Annotated in this window: 13 protein-coding genes and 3 tRNA genes; 4 read left to right on the top strand and 12 right to left on the bottom strand. The window is 43.4% G+C overall.

The window, feature by feature from the left end; all coding sequences use genetic code 11:
• Positions 1–456 precede the first annotated feature (456 nt).
• The 9 genes from ACVBIK_RS16640 to ACVBIK_RS16600 form a co-directional block, all read right to left on the bottom strand.
• Positions 457–2,322, bottom strand: coding sequence for a SurA N-terminal domain-containing protein (locus ACVBIK_RS16640; protein WP_447170128.1), 1,866 nt, complete (start codon positions 2,320–2,322; stop codon positions 457–459).
• 214 nt (positions 2,323–2,536) lie between these two features.
• Entirely contained in the window at positions 2,537–2,809 is a 273-nt protein-coding gene (locus tag ACVBIK_RS16635; protein ID WP_447161596.1) for an HU family DNA-binding protein, read from the bottom strand.
• A gap of 256 nt (positions 2,810–3,065) precedes the next feature.
• The gene (gene lon / locus ACVBIK_RS16630; protein ID WP_447163526.1) at positions 3,066–5,423 is read right to left on the bottom strand and encodes an endopeptidase La; all 2,358 of its coding nucleotides are present in this window, start codon (positions 5,421–5,423) and stop codon (positions 3,066–3,068) included.
• Positions 5,424–5,571: 148 nt separating this feature from the next.
• On the bottom strand, positions 5,572–6,849 hold the full coding sequence (clpX, locus tag ACVBIK_RS16625) for an ATP-dependent protease ATP-binding subunit ClpX (protein ID WP_447161594.1): 1,278 nt from the start codon (positions 6,847–6,849) through the stop codon (positions 5,572–5,574).
• A gap of 84 nt (positions 6,850–6,933) precedes the next feature.
• A complete protein-coding gene (gene clpP / locus ACVBIK_RS16620) occupies positions 6,934–7,545 on the bottom strand; it encodes an ATP-dependent Clp endopeptidase proteolytic subunit ClpP (protein ID WP_447161593.1) in 612 nt (203 codons plus the stop codon).
• Positions 7,546–7,634: 89 nt separating this feature from the next.
• On the bottom strand, positions 7,635–8,939 hold the full coding sequence (gene tig / locus ACVBIK_RS16615; protein WP_447161592.1) for a trigger factor: 1,305 nt from the start codon (positions 8,937–8,939) through the stop codon (positions 7,635–7,637).
• Positions 8,940–9,194: 255 nt separating this feature from the next.
• Positions 9,195–9,270, bottom strand: a tRNA-His gene (locus tag ACVBIK_RS16610).
• An 8-nt stretch (positions 9,271–9,278) separates the two neighbouring features.
• A tRNA-Arg gene (locus ACVBIK_RS16605) sits at positions 9,279–9,355 on the bottom strand.
• A 63-nt stretch (positions 9,356–9,418) separates the two neighbouring features.
• Positions 9,419–9,495 (bottom strand) — tRNA-Pro (locus tag ACVBIK_RS16600).
• Positions 9,496–9,972: 477 nt separating this feature from the next.
• Here ACVBIK_RS16600 and folD point away from each other — a divergent pair.
• Positions 9,973–10,827 carry a bifunctional methylenetetrahydrofolate dehydrogenase/methenyltetrahydrofolate cyclohydrolase FolD gene (folD, locus tag ACVBIK_RS16595; RefSeq protein ID WP_447161591.1) on the top strand — a complete coding sequence of 285 codons (855 nt, stop codon included), beginning with the start codon at positions 9,973–9,975 and terminating at the stop codon, positions 10,825–10,827.
• Between the two features lie 257 nt (positions 10,828–11,084).
• On the opposite strand, the gene cysS is transcribed toward folD, so the two are convergent.
• Positions 11,085–12,464: a cysteine--tRNA ligase gene (gene cysS / locus ACVBIK_RS16590; RefSeq protein ID WP_447161590.1), complete on the bottom strand. Its 1,380-nt coding sequence runs from the start codon at positions 12,462–12,464 to the stop codon at positions 11,085–11,087.
• 308 nt (positions 12,465–12,772) lie between these two features.
• Between cysS and ACVBIK_RS16585 the strand changes: the two genes are divergently transcribed.
• Positions 12,773–13,267: a peptidylprolyl isomerase gene (locus ACVBIK_RS16585; protein ID WP_447161589.1), complete on the top strand. Its 495-nt coding sequence runs from the start codon at positions 12,773–12,775 to the stop codon at positions 13,265–13,267.
• A gap of 10 nt (positions 13,268–13,277) precedes the next feature.
• The gene (locus ACVBIK_RS16580) at positions 13,278–13,994 is read left to right on the top strand and encodes a UDP-2,3-diacylglucosamine diphosphatase (RefSeq protein ID WP_447170127.1); all 717 of its coding nucleotides are present in this window, start codon (positions 13,278–13,280) and stop codon (positions 13,992–13,994) included.
• A gap of 59 nt (positions 13,995–14,053) precedes the next feature.
• On the opposite strand, the gene miaE is transcribed toward ACVBIK_RS16580, so the two are convergent.
• Positions 14,054–14,836, bottom strand: a complete 783-nt coding sequence (gene miaE, locus ACVBIK_RS16575; protein WP_447170129.1) for a tRNA isopentenyl-2-thiomethyl-A-37 hydroxylase MiaE — start codon at positions 14,834–14,836, stop codon at positions 14,054–14,056.
• 218 nt (positions 14,837–15,054) lie between these two features.
• Between miaE and ACVBIK_RS16570 the strand changes: the two genes are divergently transcribed.
• Entirely contained in the window at positions 15,055–15,651 is a 597-nt protein-coding gene (locus tag ACVBIK_RS16570) for a Yip1 family protein (protein WP_447170126.1), read from the top strand.
• Between the two features lie 149 nt (positions 15,652–15,800).
• Here ACVBIK_RS16570 and glnS read toward each other — a convergent pair whose 3' ends face one another.
• On the bottom strand, positions 15,801–17,471 hold the full coding sequence (gene glnS / locus ACVBIK_RS16565; protein ID WP_447170125.1) for a glutamine--tRNA ligase: 1,671 nt from the start codon (positions 17,469–17,471) through the stop codon (positions 15,801–15,803).

Below are 17,471 nucleotides of genomic sequence, written 5' to 3'. Positions count from 1 at the left end.
CTTTGCTTTTTTGCTCTCCTTCGTGATCTCCGTGAAAGCGGAGCGCTTCGTGGTAAATAAGCTCTAAAGTAAAAGCCCCACGAAGGACACAGAGCGCTGCGCTACACGAAGAAATCCATCGGCAAGATTAACTATAAGATAATAGCTTTGCTTTTTTGCTCTCCTTCGTGATCTCCGTGAAAGCGGAGCGCTTCGTGGTAAATAAGCTCTAAAGTAAAAGCCAATGCGATACACCACGAAGGACACAGAGCGCTGCGCTACACGAAGAAATGCATCAGCAAGATTAACTATAAGATAATAGCTTTGCTTTTTTGCTCTCCTTCGTGATCTCCGTGAAAGCGGAGCGCTTCATAGTGTGGCAGTTTATTCAGCCCATAAAAAAACCGGCCTCAACCGGTTTTTTAATGCCTCTATGAGGCGCACTGCTATTTATTAGTAGCGCATATTCAGCAATTCTTATTCAGCAACAGGGTATAAAACCTCACCCTTAGCTTTTAGCGTTGCAATCACAGCGCGGTAATCGTTTTCACTGTACTGAGAGCTCAAACGTTGCTTCAGTGCATCAAGCAAAGACGCATCAACGCCTTCAGCCGCATTCACTTGCTTCAACACAACAACTGCATAACCGTTTGCTAGCGCTACAGTATCAACAGATGGCTTATCTGTAGGCTGTGCCATTGCAAAAGCTTTATTCACAATCGCGCCATCTACATCTTGAGCAAAGCGTGCAAGCTTATCTTGAACAACAAAATCAGCAGGTACACCAGACGCTTCCACAGCAGTCATCAGCTCTTGTGCTTGCTTGCGTGCAGCTTCATTAGCTTGCTCTTGCTTTAAGCGGTTAGCAATTGCATTACGCACATCAGCTAAATCCATTGTGCCTGCCGCTTTATGGGTATTGACGCGAATAACCACAATATGGTTCGGCTCAACTTCTAATACATCACTGTTCATACCATCGAGTAGCACATTCGAAGAGAATGCTTCATTGAGCAACTCTGGCTTGCTAAATAGTTCTGGCGGATTAGAACGAGTAAACTCAGCGGTGGTTTGAACTTCAACACCAAGATCCTTCGCCGCTTCAACCAGCGTATCAGGTACTTCGTAACTGCTATCAGCCAATACTTGCTGTAGCTCGTAGAACTTATCTACCGCTTGCTTATCTTGCAGCTGAGCAATAATTTTCTCTTTAACATCAGCAAATGGTGCTTGAGCGCCAGGCTGAATATCAAGCGCCTTAATAATGTGGTAACCAAAGTTTGTTTTCACAACATTTGAGTATTCACCTTTATTAAGTGCAAATAGCGCTTGGTCAAATTCAGGCTCCATTACGCCCGCTTCAAACCAATCTAGTTGACCGCCTTGCTCACCGCTAAAGGTATCTTCAGATTCAGTCTTGGCTATTTCAGCAAAATCCGCACCGTCTTGAAGCTGCTTATAGATTGCTTCTGCTTTAGCTTTCGCTGCAGAATCATCATCACCTAACTGCACTAAAATATGCGCAGCTAAACGCTTCTCTGCTTGAGTATACTGAGCTTGGTGTTCGTCGTAGTAAGCTTGTGCGTCAGCATCTGTTACAGTTACATCGCTAGCTAAGTCTTTTGCATCAAGTTCAATGTAATCAAGACTCACAACTTCTGGGCGAATAAATTGGCCAAGGTTTGAATCGTAATATGTCTTAATCTGCTCATCGGTCACACTGATATCAGCAAGGAACGGTGTTGCATCGATAACTTTGTAATCAATGTCACGAGTTTGACCTTGAAGATCAGCTAAATACTTAGCTTCACCAGGTAAAACAAATTCAGAGCCTATTAACGTCGCAACAAGTTGGCGGCGAGTCATATCAGTACGCATCATGTCGCGAAAAGAGTTGGCTTGGTAGCCTAGCTGACGCAAAATAGCTTGATAACGGTCATTATCAAAGTGGCCATCAGTTTGGAATGCTGGCTCAGCCTTGATAGCAGCGATAACCTGTGCATCAGATACGCGCAATCCTAACTCTGCTGCGTTTTGATCCAGCAGCTTCTCAGCCACTAAACGCTCCAACACACTTTGCTTAACACTTTGCATATAGTTGTCATCAGCAGACAAGGTGGCAAACATGTCGCCTAACTGTTGCTCCAAACGACTACGTTCGTTTTGATATGCTTGTTCTAAAGCTGAGTTGCTGATCTCTTCACCATTTACGGTAGCAGCTGCAACCTCAGTTGAAGAACCCAAATAACTACTTACACCTGTAAATGCAAATGAAAGTATCACTAGGACTAATATGCTTTTAGCAATGACACCCTGTGAGCCTTCGCGAATCTTTTCTAACATCAGACTTCTCGCTTGTTGCGATTAATAAAATAAAAAGGCGCATCACTGTTTGGATGCGCCTTTTTGTAATTTAAAGGAGGAGAAAATAAAAAACCTTCAGACTCCTGCTGGCAAAATTAAGGTGATACTTAACTTGTGCCCTTTCTATTTGTAAAAAGCACTGACAATCAGTGCTTTCTTCAAAAGCCTTACAAAGGCTGCATTGCTAACTTTATTAGTTAACAGCGTCTTTTAGAGCTTTACCAGCTTTGAACGCTGGAATATTTGCTGCAGCGATTTTGATCTCAGCACCCGTTTGTGGGTTACGACCAGTACGCTCTGCACGTTGACGCACTTCGAAAGTACCGAAACCAACAAGAGCAATCTTATCGCCTTCTTTAAGGCCGTCAGTAATAGCGCCGATGAAAGAGTCTAATGCACGGCCAGCTGCCGCTTTAGAAATGTCAGCACCAGAAGCGATTTTCTCGATTAGTTCAGATTTGTTCATGTCATCCCCTTGAATGTAATTTTTGCGCCGCACCCAAATTCTTGTCTAGAGCGGTCTGCGGAGGCTTTTTATAACAAGCTTAGAACCAAAGTTCAAGCCTTATAGGAAAACCAAATAAATAAATTAGGATACTACTCAAAACCAGTCACTCCAAGGGCTGGAGCGACTGACTCTCCACAGACTTAGGCTACCACAGCTTGATAGCTAGGTAAGCCCTTTTTACTGTTTTTTTAAAGCATTCCTGCAATTTATTGCGTTAGTCCACGTTTTCTACGACTTCGAAGCCTTCAACTGGTCGCTCTAACGCCAACTTAAGTACCTCATCAACCCATTTCACCGGGTAAATTTTCAGATCGGCAATAACGTTTTGAGGAATTTCTTCCAAATCACGCTCATTTTCTTTTGGAATAAGAACAACTTTCGTTCCACCACGATGGGCAGCCAGTAGTTTTTCTTTCAACCCGCCGATAGGTAATACTTCACCGCGAAGAGTAATCTCACCTGTCATTGCTACATCAGCACGCACAGGGTTACCTGTTAAGCTCGATACCAGTGCTGTACACATTGCTGCGCCAGCCGATGGACCATCTTTTGGTGTCGCACCTTCTGGTACGTGCACGTGAATATCACGCTTTTCGTAAAAGTCAGGGTTAATGCCTAGCTGCTCTGCACGCGCACGAACAACTGTCATTGCCGCTTGAATCGACTCTTGCATTACATCGCCAAGTGAACCGGTATAAGTCAGCTTGCCTTTACCGGGCACTGAAGTGGCTTCAATCGTTAGCAAGTCGCCGCCAACTTCAGTCCACGCCAAACCAGTAACTTGTCCGATTTGGTTATTAGACTCAGCTTTACCGTAGTCACAACGCTGTACACCCAGAAATGACTTAAGGTTATCTTGGTTAACTTCAACGTGCTTAATGCTCTTATCCAGCAAAATCTGTTTAACCACTTTACGGCAAATTTTTGATAATTCGCGCTCTAATGCACGTACGCCCGCTTCACGAGTGTAGTAACGAATAATGCCGATAATAGCACTGTCATCTACTGTCACTTCTTTCGCTTTTAGGCCGTTACGCTCAATCTGCTTCGGCAGCAAGTGTTGCTTAGCAATATTGAGCTTTTCATCTTCGGTGTAGCCCGACAAACGAATCACTTCCATACGATCTAATAATGGACCAGGAATATTCATCGAGTTAGATGTCGCCACGAACATCACATCAGATAAGTCATAATCGACTTCCATATAGTGATCACTAAACGTTGAGTTTTGCTCTGGATCTAACACTTCAAGCAATGCAGAAGCCGGGTCACCGCGCATATCACTGCTCATCTTGTCGATTTCATCGAGCAAGAACAGTGGGTTTTTAACGCCCACTTTAGCCATTTTCTGAATAACCTTCCCTGGCATTGAACCAATATAAGTACGACGATGACCACGGATCTCGGCCTCGTCACGCACGCCGCCTAAGGCAACACGTACATACTTACGACCGGTTGCTTTAGCAATTGACTGACCCAGAGAGGTTTTACCTACACCTGGTGGCCCAACTAAACAAAGAATCGGGCCTTTAAGCTGCTTTACTCGGCTTTGAACCGCTAGATACTCAAGAATGCGTTCTTTGACTTTTTCAAGACCAAAGTGGTCTGTATCTAATACATCTTGTGCTTTAGCCAAGTCACGTTTAATTTTTGATCGCTTATGCCAAGGCACTGAGACCATCCATTCAACATAACTTCTCACCACAGTTGCTTCAGCAGACATGGGTGACATCATTTTTAATTTATTCAGTTCAGCAGAGGCTTTTTCTTTTGCCTCTGTAGGCATTTGCGCCTCTTCAATCTTTTTCGCTAAACTTTCAAATTCATCATGAGATTCGTCAATATCACCCAGCTCTTTTTGAATCGCTTTCATTTGCTCATTCAAATAGTACTCGCGCTGACTCTTCTCCATCTGCTTTTTCACACGGCTACGAATGCGTTTCTCAACCTGTAACAGGTCAATTTCAGCTTCCATCATCGCCATCAAATATTCGATACGCTCGCTAACATTAACCATTTCAAGCACAGACTGTTTGTCTTCAAGCTTAAGTGGCATATGGGCAGCCATGGTATCAGCAAGTCGTGCAGCTTCATCGATCCCTGACAACGAGGTCAATACCTCTGGTGGGATCTTCTTATTGAGTTTGATGTAACCTTCAAATTGCCCAACAGCTGTACGAATAAGCACTTCCTCTTCTTTTTCAGACAGAGGTTCTGACTCAAGGTAGTGAGCAGTCGCTTGAAAAATCTCATCTTGCTCAGAGTAGTTGTCGATGCGTGCACGCTGCCCGCCTTCAACCAATACTTTTACCGTGCCATCTGGCAACTTAAGTAACTGTAAAATCGACGCGACTGTACCAACGTCAAAAATATCATCGCTAGTTGGATCGTCTAACTCTGCATCTCGCTGAGCGACTAAAATGATTTGCTTATCTTGCTCCATTGCTTTTTCTAAGCAACGAATAGATTTCTCTCGACCGACGAATAACGGAATTACCATGTGGGGATAAACCACCACATCTCTTAGTGGTAGTACGGGTAGTTCGATTCGCGCATCACGCTCTAGGGTCATAGCTCGATTCCGTTTTTTATGATTACTAATGAGTATATTGGGATGATTGGATAGGATTCAATGGCGAAAAAAAATTATTTAAAAAAGTGTACGAAAAAGGAGCCAATTTGGCTCCTTTTCAACTCACCATCAAACTATAGGTGAAATTTTATTCAGCTGTTGCAGCTTGCGCTTCGTTGTTAGCGTAAATCAGTATAGGTGTTGATTCACCTTTAACCACTGATTCATCGATAACCACTTTAACAACATCATCTGTCGATGGAAGATCATACATAATATCAAGTAGGATCCCTTCAACGATTGAGCGAAGACCACGAGCACCGGTCTTACGAGTTTGCGCTTTAAGGGCAATCGCCTTTAACGCATCTTCTCTAAACTCAAGCTCTACATTTTCCATCTCAAATAATGCAGCAAACTGTTTAGTGATCGCATTCTTTGGCTCTGACAGAATTTGGATTAACGCTTCATCGTCAAGCTCAGACAGTGTCGCAAGTACAGGTAGGCGACCGATAAACTCTGGGATCAAGCCGAACTTAACTAAGTCTTCTGGTTCCACTTCTAACAGTGAATCCGAGATAGTCTTCTTATCAGCTTCACCTTTTACTTTGGCGCCAAAACCAATACCAGTACCGACATGAGCACGCTGTTCGATGACTTTTTCCAGACCAGCGAACGCACCGCCACAAATAAACAAGATCTTAGAGGTATCAACCTGTAAAAACTCTTGCTGTGGATGCTTACGACCACCTTGTGGTGGTACTGCTGCAACAGTACCTTCGATCAGCTTAAGTAGTGCTTGCTGCACCCCCTCACCCGATACGTCACGCGTAATTGATGGGTTGTCAGACTTGCGACTGATTTTATCAATCTCGTCGATGTAGACAATACCACGTTGCGCTTTTTCAACGTCGTAGTCGCACTTTTGCAGTAGCTTCTGAATGATGTTCTCGACATCTTCACCTACGTAACCCGCTTCAGTTAGCGTTGTCGCATCTGCCATCGTAAATGGTACATCAAGAACACGTGCCAACGTTTCGGCTAACAAGGTTTTACCGCTACCGGTTGGACCAATTAGCAAGATGTTACTCTTGCCAAGTTCTACGCCATCTTTAGGGCTCGCATTTTTAAGACGCTTGTAGTGATTATACACTGCGACTGCAAGCACCTTCTTCGCTTTATCTTGACCGATTACATAATCATCCAAATGCGCTCTTAGCTCATGAGGCGTAGGCAACTTGTCTTGATCTTGCTTTGGTGAGATCTCTTTAATCTCTTCTCTAATAATGTCATTGCAGAGTTCAACACACTCGTCGCAAACATATACAGAAGGCCCAGCGATGAGTTTTCTTACTTCATGCTGGCTCTTACCACAAAAAGAGCAGTACAGCAGTTTTCCGCCGTCACCGTTACCTTTGTCTTCACCCATTACTTTACCTCTGTTTGCAGTAATCCTACTGCCTAAATCTTTTCATTACTTCATATTTGAGCATAGCTCAGAGGAGAGTAAAAATCAGCCTCGTTTTGCTATCACTGAATCGACCAATCCGTATTCAGCAGCTTCAGCTGCGCTCATGAAGTTATCACGGTCTGTATCACGTTCAATCACTTCAAGAGGCTGGCCAGTATGCTCAGCTAACATAGAGTTAAGCTTGTTCTTAATGCCCAGGATCTCTTGAGCATGAATAGCAATATCTGATGCCTGACCTTGGAAGCCACCTAATGGCTGATGGATCATTACTCTTGAATTTGGTAAGCAATGGCGCTTGCCTTCTGCACCGCCTGCTAATAAAAATGCGCCCATGCTCGCCGCTTGACCAATACACACTGTGCTCACATTTGGCTTAATAAACTGCATAGTGTCATAAATAGCCATACCCGCAGTCACGCTGCCACCTGGTGAGTTAATGTATAGATAGATATCCTTATCTGGGCTCTCTGATTCCAAAAACAGTAACTGAGCAACGATAAGGTTAGCCATATGTTCTTCAACTTGGCCAACGAGAAAGATCACTCGCTCTTTTAAAAGGCGAGAATAGATATCATATGAACGTTCACCCTTAGCTGTCTGTTCGACAACCATAGGAACGAGTGCGTTAAGTACTGATTCTGGCGCTTTGTGCATGATTAACTTCCCTAAATAAAAATGGCCCGCATGAGGAACCTCATACGAGCCATTATAAATGGCTAATAGCCATTTAAGTCAAGCGATGGTTACGCGCGACCTGTAGCCTTGTTCATAAATTCTTCAAATTTGACTGCTTTTTCAGTCAAAGTTGCAGTTTTTAACAAAGCTTCAACCGCTTGCTCTTCTAGAGCAACGTTACGCATGTTCTGCATAAGTTCTTCGTTACCATTGTAGTATGCTACAACTTCACTTGGATCTTCGTATGCAGAAGCCATAGAAGCGATCAAACCTTGAACACGCTCATCTTCAGCTTTAAGCTCGTTAGTCTTGATCACTTCGCCAAGTAGTAGACCTACTTTAACGCGACGTGCAGCTTGCTCAGTGAATAGATCAGCTGGTAGCTCAGGCATGTTTGCAGCTTGGTCGCCGAAACGTTGCATAGCTTGCTTGCGCAATACTTCAACTTCGCCGTCGATTAGTGCTGTTGGCAATTCGATGTCGTTTTGCTCAACTAGACCATTAAGCACTTGCTCTTTAACATTCGCTTTAAGCGCTTGCTCAAGCTCACGGCTCATGTTTTTGCTGATTTCAGCGCGAAGAGCATCGATGCCACCTTCAGTGATACCGAATAATGTAGCAAACTCATCGTTAACTTCAGGAAGGTTAGCCGCTTGAACTTCGTTCAGAGTAATAGCGAAAGTTGCTACTTTACCCTTCAAGTTTTCTGCGTGGTAATCTTCAGGGAAAGTCACTTCGATATTGAACTCTTCACCTGCTTTGTGACCTTCAACACCAGACTCGAAACCTGGGATCATACGGCCGCTGCCTAGTTGTAGTTCGAAATCGTCAGCTTTGCCGCCTTCAAACTCTTCACCGTCGATTGAACCAACAAAGTTGATTTTAGCTTTGTCGCCTTCAGCCGCTGCGCGGTCTGCTACTTCAAAAGTAGCGTGTTGGTTACGTAGCGTTTCAATCATAGCGTCAACGTCAGCTTCTGTTACTTCAGCAGTAGGCTGCTCAACAGTGATTGACTCTAGACCTTTTAGCTCTACTTCTGGGTAGATTTCAAAAGTAGCAACAAACTCAAAGTTTTCGCCTTCAGTTGAACCAGGAGTTAACGTTGGTGCGCCTGCTGGGTTTAACTTCTCAGCAATGATTGCTTCAACGAAGTTACGCTGCATCACTTCACCAGTGATATCTTGACGAATTGCATTACCATAACGCTTATTAATAACGCTTACAGGTACTTTTCCTGGACGGAAACCTGGGATACGGGCACGCTTAGCTTCGCTTTTTAATGCTTCTTTAACAGTGTTCTCGATCTGCTCAGCAGGTACAGAAATTGTTAGGCGACGCTCTAGGCCTTGTGTGGCTTCAACAGAAACTTGCATTTTTTTACCTCGAAATATGTCTATCGTCCTTTGCAATAGTCGAAAAATCAACTATTCAGGTATTCGTTTCTTGATCCGTAAATTTCACCAAAATGCCCATAATTACTGAAGATCGGCACAGGTATCTTTTAGTTGATAATTATCAAGACGCGACATTATAGCTATGGAATGCGCCAGAGTCGAGCCTCAAAGCGTGATTTACAGGTGTAAAAAAAGCGACCTGAGGTCGCTTTCTTAACTTCTTTGCAGAATGAGTGGGGTGACTGATGGGGTTCGAACCCACGACAACCGGAATCACAATCCGGGACTCTACCAACTGAGCTACAATCACCACAAAAATGGTACGCCCGGCAGGATTCGAACCTGCGGCCACCCGCTTAGAAGGCGGGTGCTCTATCCAACTGAGCTACGGGCGCTCGGTAATGAAATAAATTCCATTTCCTGAACTGGGCAACTAACGTGTTACGCTAGTTTAAATGTGGTCGGTGATAGAGGATTCGAACCTCTGACCCTCTGGTCCCAAACCAGATGCGCTACCGGGCTGCGCTAATCACCGAAATTTGAAACCTAATGTAAAGTACGTTTTCACGCTGGGACACCCTTTACTGTTTCTGGCTCTCAAGGACAACAACTTGCTGCTCGTTGAGAACGGAGCGCATAGTACCCCCGCACCTAAAAGTCGTCAATGACTTTTTTAAAAAATACACTCACATGGCTATTTAACACACTAACGGGTGCAGCTTTGACCATTGTGGCCAAAATTAAGACTACGCAGAGTGATTTGCTGCTAATGACTAACTAAAGTGACATAACTGGTATTTAAAACCAAACTTCAATACAGTTAATACTGCAATCAATTGCCTAAAGCTTAATACTGCAACCAAATGACTAAGCTAACCTTGTTCGATACAGAAAGTTATTATCCGTATATTAGAATTGTTTGTTAACAGTCTAAATCAATGACACCCTTGGTCTGTCCTGTTAAAATGCAGCCGTTTTCCATTATCGCGTCGTATAAAGGACACCAACCCCAATGACAGCCCAAAACATCGATGGTAAAGCGATTGCGCAAACCATTCGAACACAGCTCAAAGATAAAGTCACCGCCCGTAAAGAGGCTGGTCAAAGAGCCCCAGGTTTAGCCGTAATTCTTGTTGGAGCAGATCCTGCATCGCAAGTTTATGTCGGCAGCAAGCGCAGAGCCTGTGAAGAAGTCGGTTTTATATCTCGTTCTTACGATCTAGACTGCAGCACATCAGAAGACGCCTTATTGTCACTCATTGATGAATGTAACGACGATCCAAGCATAGATGGGATCTTAGTTCAGCTACCTCTTCCAGAGCATATCGAAGAATCGAAAGTTATTGAGCGTATTCGCCCAGACAAAGATGTAGATGGCTTCCACCCCTATAACGTTGGCCGTTTAGCTCAGCGGATCCCAGTACTTCGCTCATGCACTCCCATGGGGATAATGACACTGATCCAATCGACAGGTATTGATACCTTTGGTTTAGATGCTGTTGTCGTCGGCGCATCTAACATCGTTGGCCGCCCAATGTCACTGGAGCTGCTATTAGCAGGCTGCACGACCACAACATGCCATCGTTTTACCCGTAACCTTGAAGATAAAGTAAGACAAGCCGATTTAGTCATTGTAGCAGTGGGTAAACCTGGGTTTATTCCTGGCGATTGGATAAAGCCCGGCGCAATCGTTATCGATGTAGGTATTAACCGTTTGGAAAGCGGTCAGCTTGTAGGTGACGTACAGTTTGATGAAGCTGCCGAGCGTGCAAGTTTTATCACGCCAGTACCTGGCGGTGTAGGTCCGATGACGATCGCAAGCCTACTTGAAAACACGCTATATGCTTGCGAGCAGTATCACGATTAACAGAAGGTTCTAGGTTTAAAACAAGGTCCTAGGAAAAGCAGCTAACAGCAAAGACGGAAAAGCTATTTCCATGATATTCCATCTATCCATGTGTGGTGGTATAAATATTCCAGACCTAGTTACTCAAAAAAGAGATACCACACCTTTCCATCCATGGGGTGTGGCATAAGTGTTCCAGACCTAGTTACTCAAAAAGAAAAGCCTGCATTAAGCAGGCTTTTTTGATGTCTTACATCAGAGCAATCAGTGGTTAAGAATTACTTCTTACGCCAGGTGGTGCCTTCTGGACCATCTTCTAAAATCACACCTAATGCATTAAGCCCGTCACGTGCAACATCGGCTGCAGGCCAGTCTTTTTCTGCACGAGCACGGTTACGCTCAACAATTAAGGCTTCAATTTCTGCCACTTCGTCATCAGTCCCCTCTCCTTTAAAGAAGGTATCAACATCTTGACCTAAAATGCCTAGTACATCCGCCAGCTCTTTAAGTGCGACACCTAATGCTGAGGCTTTTGCCATGTCAGTTGCTTTTAAACGATTGATCTCACGCACCATATCAAACAATACCGAATAAGCTTCAGGCGTATTAAAATCATCATCCATCGCCGACTTAAACTTGTTAACGAAGTCTTCAGCAGGTGCGGCTTCAACCGTTAGGTCTAAATCTTTAAGTGCAGTATAAATGCGCTCTAATGCTGATTTAGCTTGCTTAAGGTTATCTTCTGAGTAGTTTAGCTGGCTGCGATAATGACCAGATAACAAGAAGTAACGAACCGTTGCAGCGTCGTAGTGACCCAGCACATCACGGATAGTGAAGAAGTTATTCAAAGACTTTGACATCTTCTCTTTATCTACCATCACCATACCAGTATGCATCCAATAGTTTACATATGGCGTATCATGAGCACAGCAAGACTGAGCGATTTCATTTTCATGATGTGGGAACTGAAGATCGCTACCGCCGCCATGGATGTCGAAATGGATCCCTAAATGCTTGCTATTCATTGCTGAACATTCGATATGCCAACCTGGACGACCAGGTCCCCATGGAGAATCCCAAGTCGGCTCGCCTGGTTTTGACATTTTCCACAATACGAAATCCATTGGATCGCGCTTAGTGTCTTCAATCTCGACACGAGCACCCGCTTGCAGTTGCTCAAGGTTCTGCCCAGATAAACGACCATATTCAGGGAATGATGACACGCTAAATAGCACATCCCCACTTGAAGCAACATAGGCGTGATCACGTTCTATGAGTCTTTCGACCATATCGATGATTTCAGGTATATGCTGTGTGGCACGAGGTTCATTATCTGGACGAGCCATGTTCAAGGCATCAAAATCTTTATGCATTTCAGCAATTAGACGCTCAGTTAACGAATCACAACTTTCATGATTTTCATTCGCGCGCTTAATAATTTTGTCATCAACGTCGGTAATATTACGTTGAAAATTAACGTCATATCCGCTGTATCTTAGGTATCTAACAATCATGTCGAAAGATACAAATGTACGCCCATGGCCAATATGACATAAATCATAGATGGTCACCCCACACACATACATGCCAACCTTTCCTGGCTGTATTGGCACAAACTGCTCTTTTTGGCGGGTAAGACTATTGTAAAGCTTCAACATTGATTATTCTCTTCAACGGCTATATTTAGAAATTAGTTGTTCAGTCTACCACTGCAAAAGTCGCTGTTCCAAGCTGTTTTCGTACACCAAGCCCGCAAAATTGAGCAGATATACCGCAACTAAGCAAGTTTGCGATCTTATCCCGATGATTCACAAGCGTTACAACAATGCTGTGGTGCACTTTCGATTCCAATATCGCATAAATGGTGCTTAATTTAATTAGCCAAACACACAATGCTTTATGGTTTTACGCAATTACGTTAGAATCCAACCATTATTACAGCGTGTTAAATGACGAGAGTTTAAATATGATCACACTTCATACAAACCATGGCGAAATCAAAATAGCTTTGAATACTGAAAAAGCGCCGAATACTGCCGCTAATTTCTTAAACTATGCTAAAGAAGGTTTCTACGATGGCACTGTTTTTCACCGTGTAATCGACGGTTTCATGGTCCAAGGTGGCGGTTTTACTGAAGATATGGGCCAAAAACGCCCTAACGAAACAATCGCAAACGAAGCAAATAACGGTTTATCGAACAAAATCGGTACTATCGCAATGGCTCGTACTTCTGATCCACACTCAGCAACTGCACAGTTTTTCATCAACGTTGGCGACAACACTTTCCTAGACTTTAAGTCTGAGTCAGCTCAAGGCTGGGGTTATTGTGTATTTGGTGAAGTAGTTGAAGGCATGGATGTTGTTAACAAGATTAAAGCCGTTAGCACTGGTAACCGTGGCATGCATCAAGATGTTCCTCTTGAAGCTGTTATCATCGAAAAAGTAACCATCGAAGAGTAACATTGCCTCGATGCGAACTCTATTTGTGGGCGATTTGCACCTAAGTGCCGATCGCCCCGATATCACCCAAGCTTTTCTTACGTTTCTCGATACTCAACTTCACGACACTGATGCATTATACATCCTTGGTGATCTCTTCGAAGTATGGGTTGGTGACGACATCGCTGAACCTTTTGCTAACCAACTTGCTGATGCAATAAAACAAGCCTCAAAAAAACTGCCTATTTACTTTATTCATGGCAATCGGGATTTCCTAATTGGCAATGCATTTGCTACACGTAGCGGTATGACACTGTTACCTGAAGTCTATACTTTAGATTTATATGGGGTAGCTACAGTGATTTTGCATGGCGATAGCCTCTGCACCTTAGATAAACCTTACCAGCGTTTTAGAAAATTTCGAAATATGAGCTGGGCCAAGTGGCTTTATGCGCATTTACCGCAATCTAAACGACTTGGTATTGCCAGTAAACTACGAGCAAAAAGTCAGAGCAGTAATCAACAAAAAAGTTATAGCATTATGGATGTTGAACCTGAGGCTGTGCTTGAGCTACTCGATGAGACGAAAACCAAGCAGATGATCCACGGTCATACTCATAGACCCGCAATTCATCAACTTAACAATGGTAAACGCCGTATTGTTGTTGGGGATTGGTATGATCAAGGCAGCATGCTAAGTGTTAGTAAAGACTGTGTTGAACTGATAGAACTTCCTTTCGGCAAGTAGTTTACTGCTTGCCTCTTTAGGATTCCCCTTTAATGACAGCCTAAGTAAAGACAAGCAATTTAATTGCTTGTCACTGTTGCCAGCGGCGCCCCGCTATGGAACTTAAAATCTTCATCATCAGATAAAATAAGCTCCGCTTCTACTGCGGCAAAATGGGCTACTCTATCACTGATATCGGTAGCTGAAATAGCCTGCGCCAATGTCAGGTAATCTTGATAATGACGGGCTTCAGAGCGCAGCAAGGAATTATAAAACTTCTTTAGCTCTTCATCTAAATGCGGTGCCAACTTAGCAAAACGCTCACAAGAACGTGCCTCAATAAATGCACCAATAATTAATTTATCGACAAGCTTGGCAGGATCATGAGTTCTAACCTCTTTCATCATGCCTTTGGCATAACGCCCCGCGCGAATGTTCTGGTATTCAATACCTCGACTATGCATGATGCCCAGTACCTGCTCAAAGTGATGAAACTCTTCTTTGATCAAGCGTACCATCTTATTGATTAAATCCCTGCCGTGTTCGAAATCATCACGAGCGATAAGCTCTGCTGAAAACTCATTTTTTTTACTGTCTTTGGCCAAAAAAGATTCTGTATTTCTGCCCTTATCATAAACAAATTCTTCATAGGGTTTTACCCAGTCAAGCAGCACTTGGCCACTTTGTTTATCTACGGCATATTTACGGACTAAAAACAGAGCCGTCTGCGCAGCCTTTAGCTCACAGTTACAATGATCGATTAATAGTCCTGTTAATTGCTCAGGCTTCTTTGCCTCTTCAATCCAACTATCTGGCGTTTCGCATTTTAAAAAATTGTAAATTGGCGCTAATAGCTGCTGCATGGCTAAGTTCATCCTGGTCCCATCTCGACCTTGTCAATAGGACACTATTTTATCAGCAATTTTCAGCAGAGTCCTAGCTTAACACCTATGATTAATTTGATAGGCTTGACTCTTAGCAGATTTTGTTTAATAAATAACCTTAGAGCTGTAACAAGTTCGTCTGCAGTTTGGCGAGCCAATTTAATATAAAAGTTAAATGCTAAACGAGGATAATTATAATGATATTGAATCACTTAATGGGGCTATACACTCATCCAAAAGAAGAGTGGCACACAATTGAACAAAACCACGAAGCACTGCGCAGTAGCTTAAGCCATATCGTCATTATTGCACTGATACCGGCCATTTGTGCATTTATTGGGACTTCACAAATTGGGTGGGACTTAGGCGTTGGCGAGCGCCAATTCTTAACAACACAAAGCGCTATGATCATGTCTACAGGCATGTACTTTGGACTAATCGCTGGAGTATTCGCCCTCGCCTACCTCGCTTTTTGGATGGCAAAAACCTTCGATGCAAAACCGAGTTATACCCAAGCACTAGAGCTTGCAGCCTATACTGCTACACCGCTGTTTATGGTGGGCTTAGCGGCGCTTTATCCTACACTGTGGTTTATCATGGTTGTCGGGCTTGCAGGCCTTGCTTACTCGGTTTACCTGCTTTATACCGGTGTACCGATTATTATGAATATCCCAGAGGAAAAAGGCTTTATTTACGCAAGCTCTGTTGTGACTGCTGGCTTAGTCTTGCTGGTCGGGCTAATGGCTTCGAGCGTCATTCTTTGGAGTGTCGGTTTTGGCCCTATGTATCAATAAGCTCACTTTGACTACTTTCAACTCTTTATATTGATAGGTATTCATACCAATCAATATCACAAAGTAAGCCAGCGAACTCCAAAACACAAGCAACAAAAAAGCCGACATTATGTCGGCTTTTTTAGTGTTAATAAGTACTTAGATTAGGCTTACTCGAAAGAGTCTCTTAGTGGCACGGTTAAGTTAAACACTAACGCGTCCTCTGTAGAATCTTTACTGTCTGCGCAGAAGTAACCTTCACGCTCAAACTGATAAGCTTTTTCAGCTTCTGCAGTGATAAGGCTAGCTTCTACTAAACCATGCTTAGTTGTTAACGAGTGCGGGTTTAGCACTTCGTCAACAGACTCAGCAGCAGCTGGATTAGGATCGCTGAACAATCTTTCATATAAGCGGAACTCAGCAGGCTTAGCTGTTGTTGCTTCAACCCAATGGATCACGCCTTTAACTTTGCGACCATCACTTGGGTTTTTGCCCAACGTTTCATCGTCATAAGTACAGAAGATCGTAGTGATATTACCATCAGCATCTTTTTCACAACGCTCAGCTTTAATCACATAAGCATTACGCAAGCGCACTTCTTTACCTTGAACTAAACGCTTGTACTTCTTGTTTGCTTCTTCGCGGAAATCATCTGCATCGATAAATAGCTCACGACCGAAAGACAATTCACGCTTGCCCATCTCTTCCTTATTAGGATGATTTGCTGCGTTAATGATCTCAACCTGACCTTCTGGGTAGTTTTCGATAACCACTTTCACCGGGTTAATCACTGCCATTGCACGAGGAGCGAACTCGTTAAGCTCTTCACGAATACACGCATCAAGCATTGCAACTTCGACCATGTTGTCTTGCTTAGTAACACCAATACGCTTACAGAATTCACGAATAGACGCAGCGGTATAGCCACGGCGGCGGTAACCCGCAATCGTAGGCATACGCGCATCGTCCCAACCTGTTACTAGGTTGCGTACCACTAAGTCATTAAGCTTACGCTTTGACATTAATGTGTATTCAAGATTCAATCTTGAAAACTCGTACTGACGTGTTCTGTTTGGCGCTTGGAAGTCATCTAATTGATCTAGCACCCAATCATACAGTCTACGGTTATCTTGGAATTCTAGCGTACACAATGAGTGGGTAATGTTTTCAATCGCATCAGAAATACAGTGAGTAAAGTCGTACATTGGGTAAATGCACCACTTATCGCCCGTCTGATGATGATGAGCAAAACGAATACGGTAGATGATTGGATCACGCATACACATAAATGGTGATGCCATATCAATCTTAGCTCGAAGCGAACACTCGCCTTCTTTGAACTCACCTAAACGCATTTTTTCAAATAACGCCAAGTTCTCTTCAACTGAGGTATCGCGGTATGGGCTGTTCTTACCAGGCTCTTTAAGCGTACCGCGATATTCGCGAGTCTCTTCACCATTTAAGAAGCACACATAAGCTAAGCCTTTAGTGATTAATTCAACCGCGTACTGATGTAATTGGTCAAAATAGTTTGATGAATAACGAATATCACCATCCCACTGAAAACCGAGCCACTGCACATCAGCCTGAATAGAATTAACGTAATCGATATCTTCTTTTTCAGGGTTGGTATCATCAAAACGTAAGTTACATTGACCTTTATAGTCTTGTGCAATACCAAAGTTTAGGCAGATAGACTTAGCGTGGCCGATATGAAGAAAGCCGTTTGGCTCTGGTGGAAAACGAGTTTGAACACTCGTGTGCTTACCAGTAGCGAGATCTTCATCTATGATGTTACGTATGAAGTTACTAGGACGTACTTCAGTGTCCACATGACTCAT

The sequence above is a fragment of the Shewanella sp. 125m-1 genome (assembly GCF_052977065.1).
This window is presented reverse-complemented; position numbering and strand designations above follow the sequence as displayed.